The 19,114-nt window shown below is 62.2% G+C and carries 19 protein-coding genes and 3 pseudogenes; 10 read left to right on the forward strand and 12 right to left on the reverse strand.

Annotation, left to right across the window (positions count from 1 at the left end; all coding sequences use genetic code 11):
- Positions 1 to 18 precede the first annotated feature (18 nt).
- Genes E3O11_RS16180 through E3O11_RS16190 form a run of 3 tightly spaced genes read left to right on the forward strand, consistent with a single transcriptional unit; the run spans position 19 to position 3,586 of the window.
- Entirely contained in the window at positions 19 to 966 is a 948-nt protein-coding gene (locus tag E3O11_RS16180) for an ABC transporter permease (protein WP_092451902.1), read from the forward strand.
- Positions 963 to 1,820 (forward strand): ABC transporter permease, encoded by an 858-nt coding sequence (locus tag E3O11_RS16185; protein WP_092451900.1) that lies wholly within the window; start codon positions 963 to 965, stop codon positions 1,818 to 1,820. The genes E3O11_RS16180 and E3O11_RS16185 overlap by 4 nt, the downstream gene beginning before the upstream one ends.
- Positions 1,817 to 3,586: a dipeptide ABC transporter ATP-binding protein gene (locus E3O11_RS16190; protein ID WP_092451898.1), complete on the forward strand. Its 1,770-nt coding sequence runs from the start codon at positions 1,817 to 1,819 to the stop codon at positions 3,584 to 3,586. Before E3O11_RS16185 ends, E3O11_RS16190 begins: the two co-directional genes overlap by 4 nt.
- A gap of 272 nt (positions 3,587 to 3,858) precedes the next feature.
- Here the strand turns inward: E3O11_RS16190 and E3O11_RS16195 are convergent, their stop codons facing one another.
- From E3O11_RS16195 to E3O11_RS16205, 3 genes are all read right to left on the reverse strand, one after another.
- Positions 3,859 to 4,110 carry a DNA-binding protein gene (locus E3O11_RS16195; protein WP_134495638.1) on the reverse strand — a complete coding sequence of 84 codons (252 nt, stop codon included), beginning with the start codon at positions 4,108 to 4,110 and terminating at the stop codon, positions 3,859 to 3,861.
- A 206-nt stretch (positions 4,111 to 4,316) separates the two neighbouring features.
- Positions 4,317 to 4,811, reverse strand: coding sequence for a hypothetical protein (locus E3O11_RS16200; RefSeq protein WP_092451896.1), 495 nt, complete (start codon positions 4,809 to 4,811; stop codon positions 4,317 to 4,319).
- Positions 4,812 to 5,166: 355 nt separating this feature from the next.
- Positions 5,167 to 5,853 carry a GIY-YIG nuclease family protein gene (locus tag E3O11_RS16205; RefSeq protein ID WP_198415613.1) on the reverse strand — a complete coding sequence of 229 codons (687 nt, stop codon included), beginning with the start codon at positions 5,851 to 5,853 and terminating at the stop codon, positions 5,167 to 5,169.
- Between the two features lie 603 nt (positions 5,854 to 6,456).
- On the opposite strand from E3O11_RS16205, the gene E3O11_RS16210 reads away from it, so the two are divergent.
- The 4 genes from E3O11_RS16210 to E3O11_RS16225 all read left to right on the forward strand — a co-directional run bounded on the left by E3O11_RS16210 (position 6,457) and on the right by E3O11_RS16225 (position 8,740).
- Entirely contained in the window at positions 6,457 to 7,374 is a 918-nt protein-coding gene (locus tag E3O11_RS16210; RefSeq protein ID WP_092451894.1) for a hypothetical protein, read from the forward strand.
- On the forward strand, positions 7,371 to 7,733 hold the full coding sequence (locus tag E3O11_RS16215; RefSeq protein WP_241994761.1) for a GntR family transcriptional regulator: 363 nt from the start codon (positions 7,371 to 7,373) through the stop codon (positions 7,731 to 7,733). Before E3O11_RS16210 ends, E3O11_RS16215 begins: the two co-directional genes overlap by 4 nt.
- 310 nt (positions 7,734 to 8,043) lie before the next feature.
- The gene (locus E3O11_RS16220) at positions 8,044 to 8,325 is read left to right on the forward strand and encodes a hypothetical protein (protein ID WP_092451891.1); all 282 of its coding nucleotides are present in this window, start codon (positions 8,044 to 8,046) and stop codon (positions 8,323 to 8,325) included.
- A 157-nt stretch (positions 8,326 to 8,482) separates the two neighbouring features.
- Positions 8,483 to 8,740, forward strand: coding sequence for a hypothetical protein (locus E3O11_RS16225; RefSeq protein WP_092451889.1), 258 nt, complete (start codon positions 8,483 to 8,485; stop codon positions 8,738 to 8,740).
- Between the two features lie 618 nt (positions 8,741 to 9,358).
- Here the strand turns inward: E3O11_RS16225 and E3O11_RS16230 are convergent.
- Both E3O11_RS16230 and E3O11_RS18355 read right to left on the reverse strand, forming a co-directional pair.
- Complete coding sequence (locus tag E3O11_RS16230; RefSeq protein ID WP_174775759.1) at positions 9,359 to 9,814, reverse strand: hypothetical protein; 456 nt, start codon at positions 9,812 to 9,814, stop codon at positions 9,359 to 9,361.
- A 358-nt stretch (positions 9,815 to 10,172) separates the two neighbouring features.
- Positions 10,173 to 10,336: pseudogene (locus tag E3O11_RS18355) on the reverse strand (IS30 family transposase); the annotation flags it as partial.
- Between E3O11_RS18355 and E3O11_RS16240 the strand changes: the two are divergent.
- Positions 10,335 to 10,532, forward strand: a pseudogene (locus E3O11_RS16240) (IS30 family transposase); the annotation flags it as partial. The pseudogenes E3O11_RS18355 and E3O11_RS16240 sit on opposite strands and share 2 nt — an antisense overlap.
- Positions 10,533 to 11,573: 1,041 nt before the next feature.
- Entirely contained in the window at positions 11,574 to 12,692 is a 1,119-nt protein-coding gene (locus tag E3O11_RS16245; protein WP_134495642.1) for a DUF4238 domain-containing protein, read from the forward strand.
- Positions 12,693 to 12,835: 143 nt separating this feature from the next.
- Here E3O11_RS16245 and E3O11_RS16250 read toward each other — a convergent pair whose 3' ends face one another.
- Both E3O11_RS16250 and E3O11_RS16255 read right to left on the reverse strand, forming a co-directional pair.
- Entirely contained in the window at positions 12,836 to 13,294 is a 459-nt protein-coding gene (locus E3O11_RS16250) for a hypothetical protein (RefSeq protein WP_139226669.1), read from the reverse strand.
- A gap of 397 nt (positions 13,295 to 13,691) precedes the next feature.
- Positions 13,692 to 14,357 (reverse strand): hypothetical protein, encoded by a 666-nt coding sequence (locus E3O11_RS16255; protein WP_134495646.1) that lies wholly within the window; start codon positions 14,355 to 14,357, stop codon positions 13,692 to 13,694.
- A gap of 311 nt (positions 14,358 to 14,668) precedes the next feature.
- On the opposite strand from E3O11_RS16255, the gene E3O11_RS16260 reads away from it, so the two are divergent.
- The gene (locus E3O11_RS16260) at positions 14,669 to 15,178 is read left to right on the forward strand and encodes a DinB family protein (RefSeq protein ID WP_092451881.1); all 510 of its coding nucleotides are present in this window, start codon (positions 14,669 to 14,671) and stop codon (positions 15,176 to 15,178) included.
- A gap of 207 nt (positions 15,179 to 15,385) precedes the next feature.
- Here E3O11_RS16260 and E3O11_RS18360 read toward each other — a convergent pair whose 3' ends face one another.
- The 5 genes and pseudogenes from E3O11_RS18360 to E3O11_RS16280 all read right to left on the reverse strand — a co-directional run bounded on the left by E3O11_RS18360 (position 15,386) and on the right by E3O11_RS16280 (position 18,377).
- Positions 15,386 to 16,003, reverse strand: a complete 618-nt coding sequence (locus tag E3O11_RS18360) for a hypothetical protein (RefSeq protein WP_241994762.1) — start codon at positions 16,001 to 16,003, stop codon at positions 15,386 to 15,388.
- Between the two features lie 306 nt (positions 16,004 to 16,309).
- Complete coding sequence (locus E3O11_RS18510; protein WP_255409517.1) at positions 16,310 to 16,441, reverse strand: hypothetical protein; 132 nt, start codon at positions 16,439 to 16,441, stop codon at positions 16,310 to 16,312.
- Positions 16,438 to 16,953 carry an RNA polymerase sigma factor gene (locus tag E3O11_RS16270; protein WP_092451879.1) on the reverse strand — a complete coding sequence of 172 codons (516 nt, stop codon included), beginning with the start codon at positions 16,951 to 16,953 and terminating at the stop codon, positions 16,438 to 16,440. The genes E3O11_RS18510 and E3O11_RS16270 overlap by 4 nt, the downstream gene beginning before the upstream one ends.
- Entirely contained in the window at positions 16,950 to 17,552 is a 603-nt protein-coding gene (locus tag E3O11_RS16275) for a hypothetical protein (protein ID WP_092451877.1), read from the reverse strand. Before E3O11_RS16275 ends, E3O11_RS16270 begins: the two co-directional genes overlap by 4 nt.
- A 181-nt stretch (positions 17,553 to 17,733) precedes the next feature.
- Positions 17,734 to 18,377, reverse strand: a pseudogene (locus E3O11_RS16280) (class I SAM-dependent DNA methyltransferase).
- Between the last annotated feature and the right edge of the window lie 737 nt (positions 18,378 to 19,114).

Consider the following 19,114-nt stretch of genomic DNA (forward strand, 5'->3'; position numbering starts at 1 on the left):
CTTTCGAGAAAGTCTGCAATGGTTCTGGTGATTCTGCGTCGCATCGGTATCTTCGCGACGACGGGTATCGTGGCGTCGATCGTGACCTTTCTGCTGCTGGCTATTCTGCCCGGAAACGCCGCGCGCATCGCCCTGGGCGTGCAAGCCACCGAAGCGGATGTTGCGGCGCAGGCCACAGCGATAGGTCTGGACCGCCCAGCGGTTGTGCGTTACCTGGACTGGATCGGGCACGTGCTCGTCGGCGATTTCGGTACCTCCGCCGTGTCGCGTCAGCCGATCGGCCCCGACATAGCGGATGCCCTCGGCATCACGGTGATCCTTGTGCTGGCCAGTGTCGTTCTGGCGCTGTTGTTCGCGATTCCGTTTGGAATTTTGACCGCGATCCGGCAGCGGGGACCGGACGGCGCGATTTTTTCGAGCATCAGCCAGATCGGTGTTGCCGTGCCCGGGTTTCTGGCCGGGCTTCTGCTCGTCACCGTCTTCGCCGTGACGCTGCGCTGGCTTCCGGCGGGCGGCTGGGTTGATCCGGCGGACGATTTCAGTGGCTTCATCGAGCACCTGATTTTGCCGGCGATCGCCCTCGGCAGTGTGCAGGGCGCCGTGCTCAGCCGTTATGTGCGATCGGCGGTTCTCGACGTCATGCGCGACGACTTTATGCGCACAGCAAGGGCCAAGGGCCTTGGAACAGCGCGCGCCCTCTTTCGGCACGGGCTTCGCAACGCGGCCGTTCCGGTGATGACCGTGCTTGGCCTGCAGATCGCCACCCTGCTGATTGGTGCCGTGGTGATCGAGCGGGTGTTCAGCATTCCCGGCCTGGGCAGCCTGCTGCTCGACAAGGTCGCACTGCGCGACCTGCCCGCAGTGCAGGGCATCGTGCTAGTGCTCGTCGTGTTCGTGCTGGTGCTGAACTTTCTCGTCGACCTGGCCTTCACTGTGATCGATCCGCGACTGCGGAGCGAGTCATGACCGCCATCAGGCCCGCGAAATCTTCTCGTCGTGCGGTTCGTGGTGGCGACGCAACGCTCCGGGTCGGTCTCGTGCTGATCGGTCTCGTTGTGCTGGCCGCCGTCGTGTCTCTGTGGTGGACGCCGTTCGACCCGGAAGGGGTCTTCTCGGACTTGATCCTGCTGCCGCCCGGCGCGGAACACCTGCTCGGCACCGACAGCTTCGGGCGTGATGTCTTCAGTTCCCTCCTGCGCGGCGCTCAGATCTCCCTGCTCGTGGGCACCGTCGCCGTTTCAATCGCGGCCGTGCTCGGCGTGCCGTTCGGCATCGTGGCCGGCATGAATCGGGGCCGGCTGGACCAATTCCTGATGCGCGGCAACGACATTTCCCTGGCTTTCCCGGCCCTGTTGCTTGCGATCATTTTCGGTGCCATTTACGGCGCCGGAACGGTCACCGCGATGGTCGCGCTCGGCATCGGCACGGCACCCGCGTTCGCCCTCATCTCCCGCAGCGGAACCCGGCAGATCATGAGCCGCGAATACGTGCTGGCCGCGCGCGCCGCGGGCAAGAACGGCCTGTTCATCGGGGTGCGGCACGTTCTGCCCAATATCAGCGGCATGCTCATCGTGCAGGCCTCGGTCTCGTTCGGCATCGCGGTGCTCGCCGAGGCCGCGCTGTCCTACCTCGGTCTCGGCACGCCCCCACCCACGCCCTCGTGGGGCCGCATGCTGCAGGATGCCCAGGGCTACCTGTTCATCGAACCGTTGCTCATCGTCTGGCCGGGGATCGCTATCGCCATCGCGGTGCTGGGCTTCAACCTGCTCGGTGACGGTCTGCGCGATCGCTTCGACCCGCGCATGCAGGTGAAACGGTGACCGCGCCCGCCCTCAGCGTGACCGACCTGCGGGTCAGTTCGCCCTTCACCGAGCTGTTGCACGGGATCAGCTTTGATATCGCCGCCGGCGAACGGGTCGGCCTGATCGGGGAATCCGGGTCGGGAAAGTCGCTCGCCGCGACATCCGTTATGGGGCTGCTGCCCGATACCCTCACGGCCACCGGTTCGGTGCGCCTGGGCGGCGTCGATGCCAACCTGCTCACGGCTGGCGAGCGCCGCCTGAACCAGGTGCGCGGCAACACCATGGCGATGGTCTTTCAGGAGCCGATGACCGCCCTGAATCCGCTCATGCGGGTCGGAGCTCAAATCGCTGAAATCATGACGGTGCACCGCACCCAACCCAGTCGGCGACAGGCCCAGGACCGTGCCGCCCTGCTGCTGGCCCAGGTCAAGCTGCCCGACCCGGCCCAGGCGGCCCTCGCCTTTCCGCATCAGCTCTCCGGTGGTCAGCGCCAGCGGGTTTTGCTCGCCATGGCCATGGCGAACGACCCGCAGCTGCTGCTCTGCGATGAACCGACCACGGCCCTCGACGTCACCGTGCAGGCCGAGGTGCTGGGGCTCATCGGGGGTTTGGTGGCTGACCGGGGGTCCTCCCTGCTCCTGATCACCCACGACATAGCCGTGGTCGCGCAGGTCTGCCAGCGGGTGCTCGTGATGCACCGGGGGACGATCGTCGAGGAGGGGCTGGTGGGGCAGGTGTTGGCCGCGCCGCAGCATCCGTATACGAAGAATCTCATTGCGGCCGCCGATCTCTCCGCGGTCGACGACCGAGGCCGCCTGCGCACGCCCACGTCCGCGCCCCGGACACGAATCGCACCCAGCCGAACCGGACCCAGCCGAATCGAAGCGGATGCCGCGCCGCCGGTGATCCAGCCGCCGCGCCGCGCCGCCCACCAGCGCCTTGAACCCGGAGGCCCTCCAATTATCTTCAACGAGGTGGTTGGCGAACCCGCCATTTCGGTGCGCAACCTGAGCCGGCAGTATCGGCGGAACGGCGGCCGTCTGCTCGCCCCGAAACAGATCGTGCACGGCCTGCGCGACCTGTCCTTTGACGTGGCCGAGGGGCAACGGCTGGGCATCGTCGGCGAATCAGGGTCCGGCAAGTCCACCCTGATGCGCATCCTGTGCGCCCTCGACCAGCCCAGTTCCGGCACGGTCGACGTGCTCGGTCAACCGCTCGGGGGAACCTCTGAACGGCAACTACGCGAGTTTCGCAGGCAGGTGCAGATGGTGTTCCAGGACCCGATGGGGTCGCTGGATCCGCGCATGAAGGTGCGCGACATCGTCGCCGAACCCCTGCAGCACGTCGGTCGGGCCGAGATTCTAGCCCGGGTTCAAGCCCAGCTGGCCGCGGTCGGACTCGACGCCGACGTGATGGACCGGCATCCGCACCAATTCTCCGGAGGCCAGCGACAACGAATTTCCATCGCACGAGCGCTCATCACGAGGCCGCGGGTTCTGGTCGCCGACGAAGCGGTCAGCGCCCTGGACGTATCGGTCCGGGCCCAGGTGTTGAACCTGCTCGCCGAACTCGTCGACCAGTACCGGCTCACGCTCGTGTTCGTCTCGCACGATCTCGGCGTCGTCCGCCACCTGTGCGATACCGTGGCTGTCATCTCCGACGGGCGTATCGTCGAGTGCGGCCCCACCGGCGATGTCTACGACCGGCCCCTGCACCCGTACACCCGAAAGCTGATCAGCGCGACACCGTCGATGCCCGACCTGGTCCGGCGCAGCGCCACCTGACCTGGCAAGCTTCGTCGACCTGAGCGCTTCGGCGACCGACCGCGCTCGCGACCTGTAACCTTGTACAGTCCCGCCCCCGTAGCTCAGTGGATAGAGCACCGGCCTTCTAATCCGTGGCTCTAACTCGCGGATCGCAGTCATAGCAAGGAAGTTTGGCCTAGGTGGGCCTACAGGTGGGCCTAAGCGTCCCGTCGGACGGGTTAACCGCCAACACACAAAAAACCCCACCACACCCACCCGAAGGTGAACATGGTGGGGCTTTGGTTATGAGGTCAGATTGCGTACTTTGGGTCGTCAGCACTGAGCTCGTCCACCCATTCCGCCAAATCCTGATGACGGATAATCGGCTTTCGACCAACCCATCGAGCGGGCAGGCTTCCATGAATGACCGCACCACGCAACGTCGTCACTGACAGGCCGCATGCTGCGGCGGCGGCTTGCATGGTGTAAGCGATAGGTGCAGGAGCTACCGTGATATACGTGACGCCAAGAGCGGCCGGCTGAGGTTCTTCGAGGATGTTCATACGGTCTCTATGCGCAGGCCCCAAAATCGGCTGGAGGTGAGCGACATTCACACACTCGTTCACGCCAAAAACTGCCAGTCCGTCATCCCGTCGAGGGGCGGGCTGGCAGTTTTTGTTCAACTCTTCTGCTTAAGTGCTACGCGTTGGGTCCTCGGCACAAGCGCTGCTATCCACTACGCCGACGATCGGCCGTACGTGAGCGCTTTTCACAGGTACGGCTCCCTCACCTGGCTCGGCCCGTTCAAATGCCCCGCATCCACCATCCCCAAGTGCTTCAGCGCGATGAGAGTCTGGGTGGCCGAACCATCCTGCAGCACGATGCAGTTGCCGCCGACCACGATCCGCGTCGACCGCGACCGGCCCCCCAGATGCTTCTGCACTAAAACGAGAGGCACACTGCATTTCCACACACTCCCGCGCCCTGGTGCTCGCCCGCGTTTGCTAGCCAGGAGCCGATCTCGCTCCCAGGCCGGCGCATCTTCATAACTCCAGCTGCCGGCGAGTACAGCCGCCTCTATCAGCCCGAGCTGAGCTGCGTGCGCCGCTCCCACCAGGTAGTCGTATCGGGCTACGGAACGCTCGGTTTCGGATTGTAGGTCTGCGTAGCCGTCGATAATGCTGCCGAGCAGTGTTTCTGTTGAATCCGAGATCCGGAGTTCGTCGTCGGCCAGCATGCCGGTCAGGTAGTAGATGGAGGCCATGGTTGGTTCATGCGCGGCGGTCTTGCGGTCGTCAGTGTTATTAGGGATACAGAATCACTTTTGGGGGAAACATACCGCTCATTCCACAGCAAGCTGTCATCGTCGTCTCAGGCACGATCACCAACCAGATCATGGCGGAGCTCGACCGGCGCCTGAACGACTACCCGCCGGTGAGGATCGTTTCACTGTCGGAATCTGACGTGTGAAGTTGACGACCCTCGCCGTTTGCCGTCGTTGGTCGAGAGCACTGATTCTTGGGACTTCGCCTGCGCCGGGGCGGGGTTCCCCGAGGGGGGCGATGGTGCCGTCTGGTCGCAATGGACAGCGATATCGATTAGCCCGCAGCAGGGCGGCGCTAGTTGGCATTCAGTCCATTTTCGCGGCTGTTGAGTGCCTTCTTCCAGAATGCTTCGCGCTGCAGGATCGTGTCGTCGCGGGTCTTCTTGTCGAAGATTTCAAGAATGGAGTATTGGAAGTGATTCACGATGTGTTCCGGTCCGCGCTCCTTTAGGAGTGCCTCGAGTTTGATGTTCCCGCCGGTGAGCTTGTTGACATTCGCGTAGGCGGTCCATCTCTGCCATAAACCGTCTGCCTCTCCGGATGCTGACCCGACGTAGAGGAGTCCGTCGCTGGTGTCCGTAATCACGTAGACCGCTTTGATGTTCGACAGTGCGTTTCGCCAGGATGGCTCAGCATTCTTGATGATGCGCTGCATCTCGCTGTGGCGAAGGAGCACGTTCTGGTAGCCGGGGAACGCTTCTAGTTTTGTGTCGGGTGCGAGCTCATAGATGATCGGTTTGATGAGGCTCGTTTGTAGCGTTTCATACCAACGCAGGTAGGACTGACCAGGCGGAATGTCGAGCTTCACAATTAACCGCCTGATGTACTCCGAATGCTGAAGCATCGGCGTGAGGACGTAACCGGAGTCCTTGTTAATCTTGGGAATGACGAGCCGTGTCTCGAAGAGGCCGCCGAATATGAAGAAGTTGGGCCCATAGAGCGGGTATTGGGCGAATGCTAGAACGAAGTCTGCCTCGTCCAAATTGTTGTTCGAGTTCCCCTCTGCGCGTTACCTAGTCATGTTTAACCAGGGCTCTTGGTCTTCGCTTTGCAGAAGTTCCCATGCGGGAACGCCATCTGCGCCGGCTCTGATGTTATACATGACTTTCGTGCGCGCTGGAACGGGGACGGGCAGAAAATCGATGAATTTGATCACAGGCGCTTCCGGGTTGAGATGATCTCTAATGATCTGAGGCTATTGCCTTGCGGCCTGGCGCCGAAGTTGAGCCGCCTCAACGCGACTGCGATAGCGGATCCCCTCAGGGACAGTATTGGCTTCGTCCGACTCGGCTTCAGGCCATCCACCGTCTCGTCCGAAGTGCCTCGCAACCCATGGGTTGAAAGACGGCAATAGCCTCGAATTCTTGTCCCGTAAGACGCACCTGAGCGGGATTTCCTTACGGGCGGGGTAAACGCGACAAGTTTGCTCAGGCGGGCGGCGCCACCCAGTCTCGGCGGGGCTATTCCCGTTGGAGGTCCCTTTATCCGGCGTCCAAACAGCAACCGCGACATCAAGATGTACTAGTGACGTGTTACATTAGATGTACTTCGTAGGTAGTACATCTTAGATCGATGGAAGGGTGCAATGTCCTTATTGCTTGTCTGGCTCATGTTCCGCTCGATGATTCTCGGTTTGCTTGCCGGGGCGGCATGGTGGCTGATTTGGGGCCGAAAGAGCCAACTGCAATCAGTTCCTGTAGCGTCTCTCACTGCGGTTGGGGTGGGCGTTGCTTTGCTCGCCGATGTCGTAGTGCGTTTGATGGTCGGTGGAACGTCGGCGTTCCAGCTCCCGCGGCCCGACGACCTCGCGCGATTGTTGGTGGATGCGCGCTTTGCGTTGCCTCTTCTTTTGGGGATCGTTGCCGTGATCATTCTCGCGTTTCCGCTTCCCATTCACGCCTCGCGAGGGAGCGCGAGCTTGGCTCGCCGAACACCCCTCAGCTTCGGCCAGGGGTGGTGGTTCATCGGAGCCATCATCATCGTCGGCGCCGTCCTCACGGTCACTGTCGCTGCGGGCTTGGCTTCCGAGCCGGACGAGCAAGGGTTCTGGCGCCTCCTTGTGGTCGACACCGGTGTCGGCGGGGGCGCCACTACCATTTATGGGTGGTACTACTCTCGGCCAGCCTTGGCGCTGGTAGCTGTTCTCGCGGCAGTGAGCGTTGGCGCGCTATGGCTGATCGCTCGTCCCGGGGTCGGGGTGGACCAGGTCAACGATGTTCAGTTGCGGCGCCTGCGCACCCGTAATATTCTTGCGGTCGCGTCCGGTGCCCTCCTGGTGCATCTCGGCGGAATACTCACGTCCCTGGCCGGAACTGCGTCCATGCGCGGCGGCACGGCGACCGGGAACGGTGGGTGGGTGGTGTTCGGTACCCCCTTCTCGGCTCTCGAGCCGGCACTTTCCCTCGGAGGCGTCGCTGTGACGGCTCTCGGATACGCACTCTTAGTCGTTGTTCTGTTGACTGCGATACCTGCACGCCGCGGGGCCCGCGCCCTTCTCGCATGATGATCACCCTGGCAGGATCGGCACCCGTCGCCGAACAAATCCGCGATCAGATCCGTGGACTAATCGCTGCCGGCAGTCTTGGAGCCGACGAACGACTCCCGTCCGTCCGGCAACTTGCCAAGGACTTGGGCGTTGCCCCCGGAACAGTTGCCAAGGCATACAAATCCCTCGAATCCGAGCACTACCTCCACACCCGCACCGGGGGCGGCACGCGCGTCAGCGCAACCGCATCGGCCACTCCGCGCACCGTGGTGGATGCTGCCCGGAATCTGGCCGACGCCAGTATCCGCGCCCAGATCGATCTTGAGGAAGCAATACGACTGCTCCGTGCAATCTGGCCACCCCGCCCAAGCGCGTAGTAAGCACAGCGACCAGTTTCGGACTCGCGTCCGTCAAGGTTCACTAGTCGTCCCATTTGGGGTTCCCCTGCGACACAGCATTGGCGAACTCGGGCGCCCGGTGGTTCGGCCCCAGATCCGTCGCGGTGGACGTCCCCCTTACGGGCTGTTTATGCACGTGGTTGCTGTGGCGCTACGGTGAGTGAGTATGAAGTTAATTCGACGAAGAATCGCTACATTCATCGGATGCGTTCTCGCGGCATCTGCTCTCACCTCGTGCTCGGCGCCGGACGCATTTACCGTCTTCGACGCACCGCAATCTTCAGTCGACATGCTGCCGCCTGGCGACGCATTCTCGGTGATCGGGAGCATCGAAGCAGACACCACCCGACTGCTCTGGACTGATGACAGCGTTGGCTACTTCGCTGCCCTCTCCGACGGTGATCCCTGCCTCATCATCTTGGACGAGGTGGAAGCGGCCAGCGCGTGCTCGACCGAGCTGCCCGTTGGCTTGGCGTTCAAGGACGGCCCCGAAATGCGGCTTGCCGACGGACCTTCCAACAGCGAACAGAACTGGACCGAGGTCGCCGACCACCTGTGGATCAGTAACTGAGGCGGGAATATGAAGTTGCACCAACGAAAGATTGTGATATTCATCGGATGCGTTCTCGCGGCATCTGCTCTCACCTCGTGCTCGGCGCCGAATACCCTTGCGGTGTTCGACCAGCCGCAGTCTGAGGCCGACACCATGCCGGCAGGCGCGACGCCCAATGTCCGAGGGCCTCGACGCCAGCACCACCCGACTGCTCTGGACTGACGCTGGTCTCAGCTACTACTCGGCCCTATCACGCGAGGGCGACCAGTGCCTGGACATTGTCGACGAGCTGGAAGCGGTGAGCGGATGCTCGGGCGACGTGTCCGTCATAGTGCAAGGCGTCGGTAGCATCACAATGATGCTGGCCGATAACCTCCCCGATAGCTCGGCGGACTGGACCAAAGTGGCCGACCACCTGTGGGCGGCCACCTAAAGCGTCCGCCGCATTTTCTGCGTGCGGAGACGAAATCGGATCGGGCCGCGAGAAGCGCTCTATTGGCGTTGATCTCGACTAAAGCTATATCGGTGCAGTGAGGCGCAGTGCGAACAGACCGAAGATCGATTCCAGACGCGCGGCATGAGTTTCATCGGACGTTCCCATCTGACACTCCGCGCCCATGTGGTCATCTGGTATTCGAGACGCAGGACGATAACGCCCACGGTGTACTTTTCAAAGAGCGTCGACAAGCGATGCCGACTGTCGCGGTTCACCGTACGGTGAACGTCCCGCTTGATGCCGAGGGCGGCGCTGGTTTGGTCGGGTGTCATCAGGGGTGACGCCGGTATCGAACAGCTTCGAAGCAGACACCTCCTCCGCGTAACCGAGCCGGGAGCGGACGAGCGCCCCAGCACGTCCGCTGCCGTGCGGTCTTTCGGCCCGGCTGAAATCCGAACGCGAGGCCTACCGGAGGGAACTGAGCCAGCTCCAACTCGCGCTGGCCAAGGCGCAGGGTGAGAACTTAGAGCTCAGACGGCGCCTCGCCGGCCACGAGGATTAGGGCTAGAGATATGAGGAGCGGCCCGGCAAGCGGCCGCATTCGGCGGAGTGGAACTAACCACCCGGCCCGGTCGGATCGATCGGCGCACCGTCGCCATCCTCAGGTAGGTCTCCGCGCTCCACCGGTTCGCCCGGAGTCTTGGGAACGTCGGAGAAGAGCAGTTCGAGTTCCGCATCCGATGGCACGTGCACTTTCTTCGCGGCTGTCAGAAGATCCGCTGGCGACGCGTCGTTCATTCCGGATACCCAGATCAGCGCACCGTCTCGCACCGCGACGTACTCGTGGATGCCTCCAGCCGACCGATGCCAGACGCCATCCTCATTGGCACACGTCACCGCTCCGCCGGGCGCATCCCAAAGGGGTGTCGCAGCACACGACGCTTCCGTGAGTTCCCCGGAATCGCTAAGGATGGTCAGCATCGCACCCGTGCTGCTGTTGAACCAGGTAGCCGACATCCCGTCTGCAGCACCCGGCCCGACCGACTGCGATGCGAGATCGTAGCCGTCCACCTCAGTCGTGTACACGAGTTCAGGAGCGATACCAACAGCTCTCGCGAGCTCGGCGATCGAATCCAGGCTCGCCGTATCCGCGCCCGTCGTCGATGCGCATCCAGTGAGAGATACGCAGACAGACGCCATAGACGCAGCCACGGCTAGTGTCCACGCCCTAGGAAAGCGACCAGTTCGACGCAAGAGCACCCCCTCCTTCGGTCACGGCTGTGCTTTGGTGACTCTGCCGATCGCCAGCTCGTACAGTGTGAGTCTACGGTTCGGCCTACCCGGCCGGGGCATGCGCCGACGACGAACAACAGAAGAGCGCGCACAGGGGGGATACGGGGAGTCTGCACGCCCCATCACGAACCGTAATCGCGCCGTGGCCACCGGGGAAGTGGACCAGCATCGTGAACCGTGTCTGACGCTCCACCAACGTAGCGATCGCCGACCGGCAGTGTGATCCAAGATCGGATCCCCTTCCTAATGCCCAGGCACGGCGCGGTCCGCCACCTCCGCCGGTCGCTCGCTGATCATGGCTCGCGATGGGCTGTTGGCCGCCATCAAGACCCTCCCCGCGCACTTGGTTAAGACACTGACGTGGGAACAGGGAACCGAGCTGGCCCAGCACCGGCAGATCACGATGGCCACGACTATGGCTATCTACTTCTGTGATCCGCATTCGCCGTGGCAGCGGGGCAGCAACGAGAACACCAACGGGCTGCTGCGCCAATATTTGAATATTCGCTCTCCTGGGGGCCGGTGTTTTTGACCTTCGGGGCCACTGATCGAAGGTGTAGGTAGCATGTTGTGGCGCCACCGGATATTTGTGTTGGGGGCCATCCTTGGTTCCGGGTTCACGCCGACGCGATCGTGGACGGCACCGAGCACAGTACCCTCCGCGCCGAGACCGGCGGCCACAATGTGGGCGAACTCACCGCCGGCCAAGTCGAGATACGGGCCCGTTGCGCGTTCGGATTGAGTCAGGCCGTAATGCTCCCCGGTCGGGGTTTCTGACCCCTAGCTTTCGCAACCCGGTCACCCTTCTTTCATGTTGACTCAGCTCGCGCGCGAACAGACGGGTTCTCGTGGCGTCCCGTTGAGGGTTCCGCTTACGGGCGTCTCAGTTTGGACGTCGACACGGTTGGCTTCACGCGATTCGGTCCCCGCTGAGCGTCCGCCTTACGGGACAGCGGATGAGCTCACGGGTGACGGCAGAAATTCACGCCCTGCGATCTGCTGGTGGCACCGGGGAGACGTTAAGACGATCTTGTGCTTGTGTCCACTGGTTGCACGTTGGTCACCCTCGTAGAGTGACAAGTACGCGCCATGAAGTAGCTGCGCGATCCTGCAGGCTCTCGACGCCGAGACGCACACGACCTGGAGATCGGGGATCCGCATGACTCACTCACAAGGCCATGCCGGGCTGTGGCAAATACTTGGGCAATCCTAACCTTTCTCGCCAAGGGCGTCGGTGCCGGGCTGTCCTCGATCGCCACCATGACTTTCGGAGACCGAGCTGCCCTAGGCGACCTGCCAACATCGCCGCCGCCGAAAGAGTATCGACCGTAGACGACCATCACCGTCTCAGCGGATTCAGCTCAAGACGATCTCACGTCCGCGGATGGTCCTGCACTTTGAACACCGGTAATACCGCATCGCGGCGGCGTCGCGAAAGGATCGGCTCGTCGACGCGTACGGTCATATGTGTGGCGCAACCGACAAGTCTCGGAGTCCGGGTTCGGGCGTAGTCGGCTGCTCTAACTAAGCTGGGATCGTGCCAGTAAACTCACTCGACCTCGGCGGCTGGGCGGTCAAGTCGGTCCGGAACCCTTGGGGACAGATTCCGATGACCGCGGGCGGTCGATCTCTTTCTGGCCGCACGCGTGAGTACATGGACGATCTACTGGATCAACAAAGGGCTCCAGACTCGGTAAGCCGCCGACATCACTATGTACCGCGCTCCTACTTGCGGCAATGGTCGTCCGACAGCAAGCGAATCTGGGTTCATGACACCGTTACCGGTGCGGTGAAGCAACTCGGACTCGCCGACGTATGTGTCAAGGAGAATTTTTACCGAGTCGTTGGCTCCGACGGCACACCTCACAACCGCGTCGAGCTGATGTTCGGCGTCGTGGACTCAGAGCTTCGACGAGTTCAAGTCCTACTTGCGAACCTCGAGGATCCGGACCAACTGGAGTTTGATGATCTTTTGGGACTTGGAGTGTCTATGGCTGTGCAGCGAATGCGAACGCTGCAGCAGCGTCGAGTTCAGCTGCAGTACAACAAATGGCTCGTCGCTCAAAACCCTTCACAGCACCAGTCGATTGACGACGACATCGACAATCCTCACCGTCTCGCCGGGGTGCATACGGAAATGCTTTTCAAGGGAATGTGGCAGGCCGCAGACGTCCTCACCACTCGGCAGATCGAAGTCTGGCACGATCCGCAAGGCCGATTCGTTACTTGCGATGCCCCCGTGCTGATCCCGTTCAAGAACAACGTACGCAAAGGTCTGATGTCCGCACCGTACATACTCTGGCCTGTCAGCCCATACCGCGCAGTCGCACTGAGCAACGAGCTCGTGGGCGAAAAAGCCCTGATCCGAACAGCCACCGGGAAACTCGTGGGCGTGGCGACGCATGGCGTGGAGCAAGGGCGGGAGCGGATGATCTTTGCCAGTGACGAGCAGCGACACCGACTGTTGGAGGGCAAGACGTTCCGTCGGCGCACTCAGTCGAGGCTGCGCTGTGCAAATCACACTCCGCAAGGTGAGCGAATCCCTCCACCGGGATGCTGTGTGGAGTGGTCGGAGACATTCGCCGCAGCCCCGGACGTTGCCCTTTGCGAGCAGGGACTGCACTCCCCAGCACCGGCAATGTCGTCCATTCCCTGATCCAGCGACCATTCAACTCGCCATATCCGCGACTGTCGCGTTCGTACGAGGAACAAGCGGAACTTCGGACTGAGTGTCAGACGGCGTTCCTGATGACGGTTCCCTATCGGGAACCTACCTAGAGCCAGGGGATCGCAGGAGACTTAGGAGGCCCACTCCTCGGCGACGATCTGCATCGATGCCGAGGCACGGTATGCCTCGATGTCGTCGGCGGCGAGAATAGCGCTGATCAGCTGTTCGGTGCCTGAGACATAAACGCTCGCGCCGTAGAGGTCGTTCCCGACGGCCCAGACACCATCCGCGGGTATCCACCACTGGGCACTTCTTCCGCCGGCCGTCTCCTCGAAGGGTTCCGCGCCGTCGGCGAGGTCGCCGGCGAGAACATGCATGCGACGCTCGGGCATGAGCATGATGCTTGTTGCCTTTCGCAGGTCCGCGCGCATGTGGGCGTATCCTTCCCAGACAAGGAAGAAACACTCGGTGGGTGTGGCGGTGTGGTCGCGGAGAAGGCGGGCGAGCGTTGCTGCCACGGCGGGTTCGATGGTCCCGACTCTGACATCTACGTCCGGCTTGTCGTCGAGAAGGTCGGCCCACTTCGACATTGCGTCCACCTCAGACTGCTCCGCAGCAAAGGTACGCCAGGCAAGGGGGCGACCGTTGTCGTCGCGCATGGGGTTCATGACACGCGCATAGGAAACGTGCCCACGAGGCAGGTATTCACCCACGGTCATCGATCCGCCTTGGAGAGATGGCAACTCCGCAATGACGTGCGGGACGGTTCTGATCGGATGCAATACCATCTCTGCACCCTATCGAGTAGTCGAGGTCAGCCCGATGCCGATCTGTCGGAGACAGGTTTCCCCTGCGCGCCGCCCCACGCCGGAGCCACCACGCTAGGAGAACCGGAAGTTGTTTCGTACCGCAAGAGGTTCCCCCTGCGGAAGGGCGGAAAACAGGGGTGGGTGGTACCCGCGGTCGGATGACCGGATGCCACCTGTGTCAGTTCGTCTCTGCTTCCTCCGGAGGAGCGACTGGTGATACGACGGGAGGCAGCTGGATATCTGCAAGGATCCGGCCGACGGCACGCCACTTTTCTGCCGAGGCGGCATCGAGCGGGTGCTCAGGAGTGTCTTCCAGGTCTTTCAATTCCGGGCCCAGGATCGCGCTGGCGATCTTTGTGATGAGTTCGCGCAACGAGTCGGTACGCATATAAGCACCGATGTACTCGCCGTTGGGTACGGGCGCGAGTTGCGTCGTATAGGCGCTCACAAAATTGTCCGCCGCTTCAGCGCGTAGGTAGGGGCTCTCCAGAGTCTGGTACCAGCGGCGAAGGAAAACATCACAAGGCGCCTCGTCATGAAGGTGCCGTTCGTCGTCACGAAAAATACGGTTATAGATCTCATCCGGGTTGAGCTGGTTTGCGAGTTCGATCGCCTGATCCATATTTCCTTGGTAGATCAGGTCGGCAAGTTCAGGGCTCGTCTTTTGATCCATCCGTTGCTGAAGTTGCCTCCGAAATCGGCGTGGATGACAGTGGTCTGCCCATGCGGAGCCCAGGCGAAGTCGCCATTCCTCTCTGGCCTTGACGACGTCCGTAGTTACCGAGATGACCAATGCGGTGACGGCGATCACTTCAAGTGCGGTGGTGATGGGCGATCGTTTCATCTATTGCTCCCTCTTCAGATATCGCAGCACAGCACTGCTGTGCTGGTCAGACGCGACTTTCGTACCCGGAACCCTGCCGCAGGCCGCCGCGACAAGGGATACCTGAGCAACTGACTCCCACGTAGCTATGAATATTTCTCTATAGTGTGTCGGTTATCAGAATAGAGGGCTGCTCCTGGCGTAGCTGACTCGTTGACGTGCCCCATGGTGGTTCCCCAAACGAAACGGATGAAAGTCGCCGATCGACCGTTTGCGTGTCCCACTCGCCGTCCCCCTTGCGAAACGTCTTCGCGCTCTGGAAGGATGAGCGAATGCGAATCGCTGCCGACCCCCATGGTCCGGAGTTCAGCATGCTCTCGCAGTACCTCGATCATCAGCGCGAGACAGTGCTTTCGAAGACCGACGGACTGACCCGCGAGCAACTGGCACAGAAGCACTCCCCATCCGAACTCACCCTCGCGGGCCTGCTCTACCATTTGGCACTGGTGGAAGAGGACTGGATGGAGGTTCGCTTTGCTGGCCTCCCCGATCGAGAGCCATGGACCAGCGTCGACTGGGACGGCGACCCAGACTGGGAGTTCCGCACTGCGGCTCTCCTTGAGCCGGTGCAGTTGCGCAGTCGCTACCGCGCAGCCTGTGATCGGAGCCGGGAAGTAGTGTTCAAATCGAAAAATCTGGATCAACTGTCGATCAACGCGCTGGGCGATGGCCGCAACTTCTCACTCCGATGGGTGATGTTGCACCTTATCGAGGAGACCGCCCGTCACGCCGGCCACGCCGACTTTCTGCGCGAAGCGATCGACGGCACGGTCGGCCACTAGCGAACCGACACGTCAGAATCATCGCTGAGGGTACCTCTCAGAACAGTATCGACCCCCCCCTTGGTCCCACGGTGGGTTGCCACGGATCTATCGCGTTGAAGGTTCCGCTTGCGGGCTTCAGCGCGCGTAGATGATCACGTCCGACGCAGAGTTCGTACCGAATACAGCTACACCTAGTCGGTGCGTTCCTTCCTTCACTCCGCCCGGTCAATGCAGCGGCGATGGCGAACCGCTGATGGAGATGGTGTTGCCCTCGCGCTCGCCCCTGAACCGGTACTCGCCCCAGCGGATGGTTTGCGACTGCTCGTGCTTGACCGCGGGCCAATCCCACCCGGTAACAGAAGGGGAGTCGGCGCCGCATTGGGGCGGGTAGGACTCCATGATCGTCGTGCAGAACACCGGTCCGTCTCCGTCATCGAGCACCATGCCGGCGAACGATTCCTCAGCGGGGCCGCTCAACGCGATCAGCAGCGTGAGCAACGAGAGCGCGAGGGCGACCGGCGTCATCGCATACCGCTCCGGTTTGGACCGGGAGATCGCATTCATCACCACGCCGAGGGTGAGGTATCCAAAGACTACCCAGATCCCCACTGTCGAGAACGCGTTCGGAAACACGTCAGCGACACCCGCCCGGTCGAGGGCGAGCAGGGCGATGAACCCGTAGATCAGGATGGAGACGCCGGAGGCGATCCGATACCCGAACGGCAGCACGCCGGGGTGCTGCCCGCCCCACGCGAATCGTCCCCACGGCGCGCCGAAGGCCAGGGAAAGCTGGAAGAGAACCAGCAGGCCAATCAGTGTGACGAAGGCGATGGCGGCGATCATGGATGCAAGCATATGGGACGCGCAGGTAACCCCCCTCGCCGGCAGCGAGCACCTCTGACGCGCTGTGCTTGGTTGCGCTGCCAATGCCCGCAACTGATCAACCGCAGGGACCGCGGCAGAGCCGAGATCGATCAGCTAACTTATGCCAACTTACTAATGCGTGGCGAGAAGAGGGCACCCGCTCTAGGGCGGTGCGATTGAGCAATACGCCGACACGATCATCGTCCCACAGTGGTCACCAGCGTTCGTCCCGGTGAGGGTTCGCGTTACGGGCGGTGTTCTGCGCCGCGCGCCGGTGCCTGGCGGTCAGGGCGTAAGCCGAGCAGCGCGCCTCAGTACCGCATCCTGATCAAGCTCGGTATAGGTCGTTGGAATCTCGATCGACGTAGTGCCGGTCAGTTCGACGGCGGCGGGGTCGACCGTCTTGTGGAGTCTCATTGAATGAGCTCGACCTGGCTGCCCAGAACGTGGGCTAATTCCCGCTTCGCGCGATGGTACCGACTGCGGACCGTCGACGCCGGCAACCCCAGATACTGGCTAATCTCCGCCAAGCTAAACCCGTCCCAGTGGACTGCGCGAATGACTTCCGCGAGGTCCGGGTCGAGGCGTTGGATCGCGTCCAGAACGTCGAGACCGGCAGCGGCATCGTTGTTGGCAGGCAGCACACCCACTGACTCGCGTAGGCGCTCGGCGAGGCGCGAACGGCGCCGTTCTCCACGTGAGTGGTTGAGGACGACATTGCGTGCGATCCCGAACATCCACATTCGTGCCTCGACGGGATTGGTCGGGACTCTCGCCGCGCCTTTCCACGCGGCGATCATGGTGTCCGAAAGGGCGTCCGGCGCGTCGTTGCTCCCGACGCGGCGTTCGAGGTACCGCAGCAAGTCTCTCGCGTTCTGGTCCAGTGCGTTGGTGAGGCGTTCGTCGCGTGCCCTACGAACAGCGCTCACTGATTCGTGCCCTCGCAGGTGATGACGCCCTCGAAATAAGGTCGCTGAGCGCTGTCGAACCCGTGCTGTTGGAGGTCGGCGTCCAGCTCGTCGGCCATCACACCCACCACCCCCGAGGAGTATCGGCGGTCGCGGTCGCCTTCAGGAGTCTGTGCCAGTGTTTCCCCGTGGACGGCAACGACTCGTGCGTCGACCTGCGCAGTCGTCGGAACGGGTGCAGAGGCAAAGAAGGCGCGGGCCGCGTCCATGATCTCGGGATCTGCGTTCTGCAGGTTCCCGATCAGGTACTCGCACTGCGCGCCGCTGGGAAGTGTGATCTGCATCGCCGCGTCCGGCTGTTGCGCCCAGGAAGGCCACTCAAAGTTCGTGACGGCGGCCGCGACCCCGGTACCCCCGAGGACCAGTGCGAGCGCGACGCCGGAAATGGCAAGCCGCCGGCCCAGACGACTCTTGACATCCCGAGCGGCTTCAAAACGCGCAGCTCGAGTGGCTTCCTGCAAGGCTGCGTCTGTCATCAGCGCCGAGAGTGGCGCCGGCGCCGCGGCGCGATCGAGCAGATCGTTGAGTGCATCGTCGCGAAAACTCGAGGACGGATCCATAGGAACTCCTTACATCGGTGATGTCTACACACTGAATATGTCCACCTGGCGCCGAAACGACGACGGCCCACACTCAATTGGACCGCGACTGGTGCCCGCCACGATTTTTCCGTACTGCTCAGCGCGCAAGCGAGCCGATCACGTCCGTCCCGGTGAGGGTTCGGCATACGGGCGCGCCACGCTAACGCTTGCGCGCGAGGAGGAAAGCCTGGGGTGTTTTCTCCGATTCGTCCGGCACTCGGAGGAGTTGAGTCTGCGGGGCCAGTCCGGCGTTGTCCAACATGACCGTGATGCGATCGGGCGGCAGCCTGTAAGCGTCAAGAGCAATGTCGTGACCGTACGCATGCGTCATGCGCCGGAGCTCGTCACCGGTTTGAAAGGCCAGCAGCAGGTGTCCACCTGAGGCGAGCACGCGTGCGAACTCGGCGAAGACCTTCGGCAGTCGGTCCGGCGGTGTGTGGATGATGGAATACCACGCGACGATGCCGGCAAGGGATTCGTCCGAGAGGACGAGCGCTTCCATCGATCCTTCCTCGAGCCGAAGCTCAGGTGAGCCTGTCGCGCAACTGCGATCATCACTGGCGAGAGGTCAATCCCGAAGGTCTTGAGACCAAGGGAGTGAAGGTGTGACGTAACCCGGCCGGGGCCGCAACCGATGTCGGCAACGGATCCGCCCCCGTTGGCCTGGACGAGCTCGGCGAAGGCGGCGATCAGGGCTCGATCGATTGGTTTGCTCGCCAGCTCGTCACGGAGGAATTCGGCGTAGTCAACAGCAACGGTGTCGTACGCCGCGCGAGTGGCGCTCACGTCGGGAGGGTCAATCATGCTCCGAAGCCTATGGGTCCTGTCCCGCCCAGTGGTGTCGCTACGCTGGCATGATGGCTGGCCTGGTATGGAAACTCCGCTGGGAGGCGGATCTTTCACGCGCTGAACACGACGCTCTTGCAGCACTTCTCCGATCTGATCGCTTTCGCGTCGTGTTCCGCGCGATGCCCAACCGCCGAGCAATCTCGCGCTGCGACAAGCTCTCACTCAAATGAAGGCGCCGAACTAAAGCCCACTCTTCCACCGTAATCACCCATCAATCGTGATCGGGTGGCTCACTTTTCACGGTCGTTTTTGGCTCAGTTTTCAACCGTCGTCGACACCCACCACGCTGCCGCATGGATCGCTTCGAAACCGAGGACGGTCGCCACTCCGGAGAAGTCGCCCGCGGTCTCACAGCTTTAGGGCGGGTTTCGCGAATCCTGCCGCTCATCGCAGAGTCCGAAAGTCCCACCGCATGATTCGATGGACCCGATCGCGGTGCGACAGTGGAGACTTGTTAGTGCTGGCAGTAGCGATTGCAACATGCAATGAGGGGAACTTGAATGGGCCGGACGAAGAAGAACAAGCCGCGCAAACGGCGCTCGTGGGAACCGAGCTACCTCGAAGCTGCTCTCCGGAGATTCACCACCAGCTCACTATGGGACCTACTCACCTCAGCTGGCCGATCGCCGGGAGTGCGTCATCGATGGGCGAGCATCAGCTACCTGATCGCAGTCACAGCAAAGCTGACCGTC

Source organism: Cryobacterium levicorallinum (assembly GCF_004402405.1).
Taxonomy (GTDB): Bacteria; Actinomycetota; Actinomycetes; order Actinomycetales; family Microbacteriaceae; genus Cryobacterium; species Cryobacterium levicorallinum.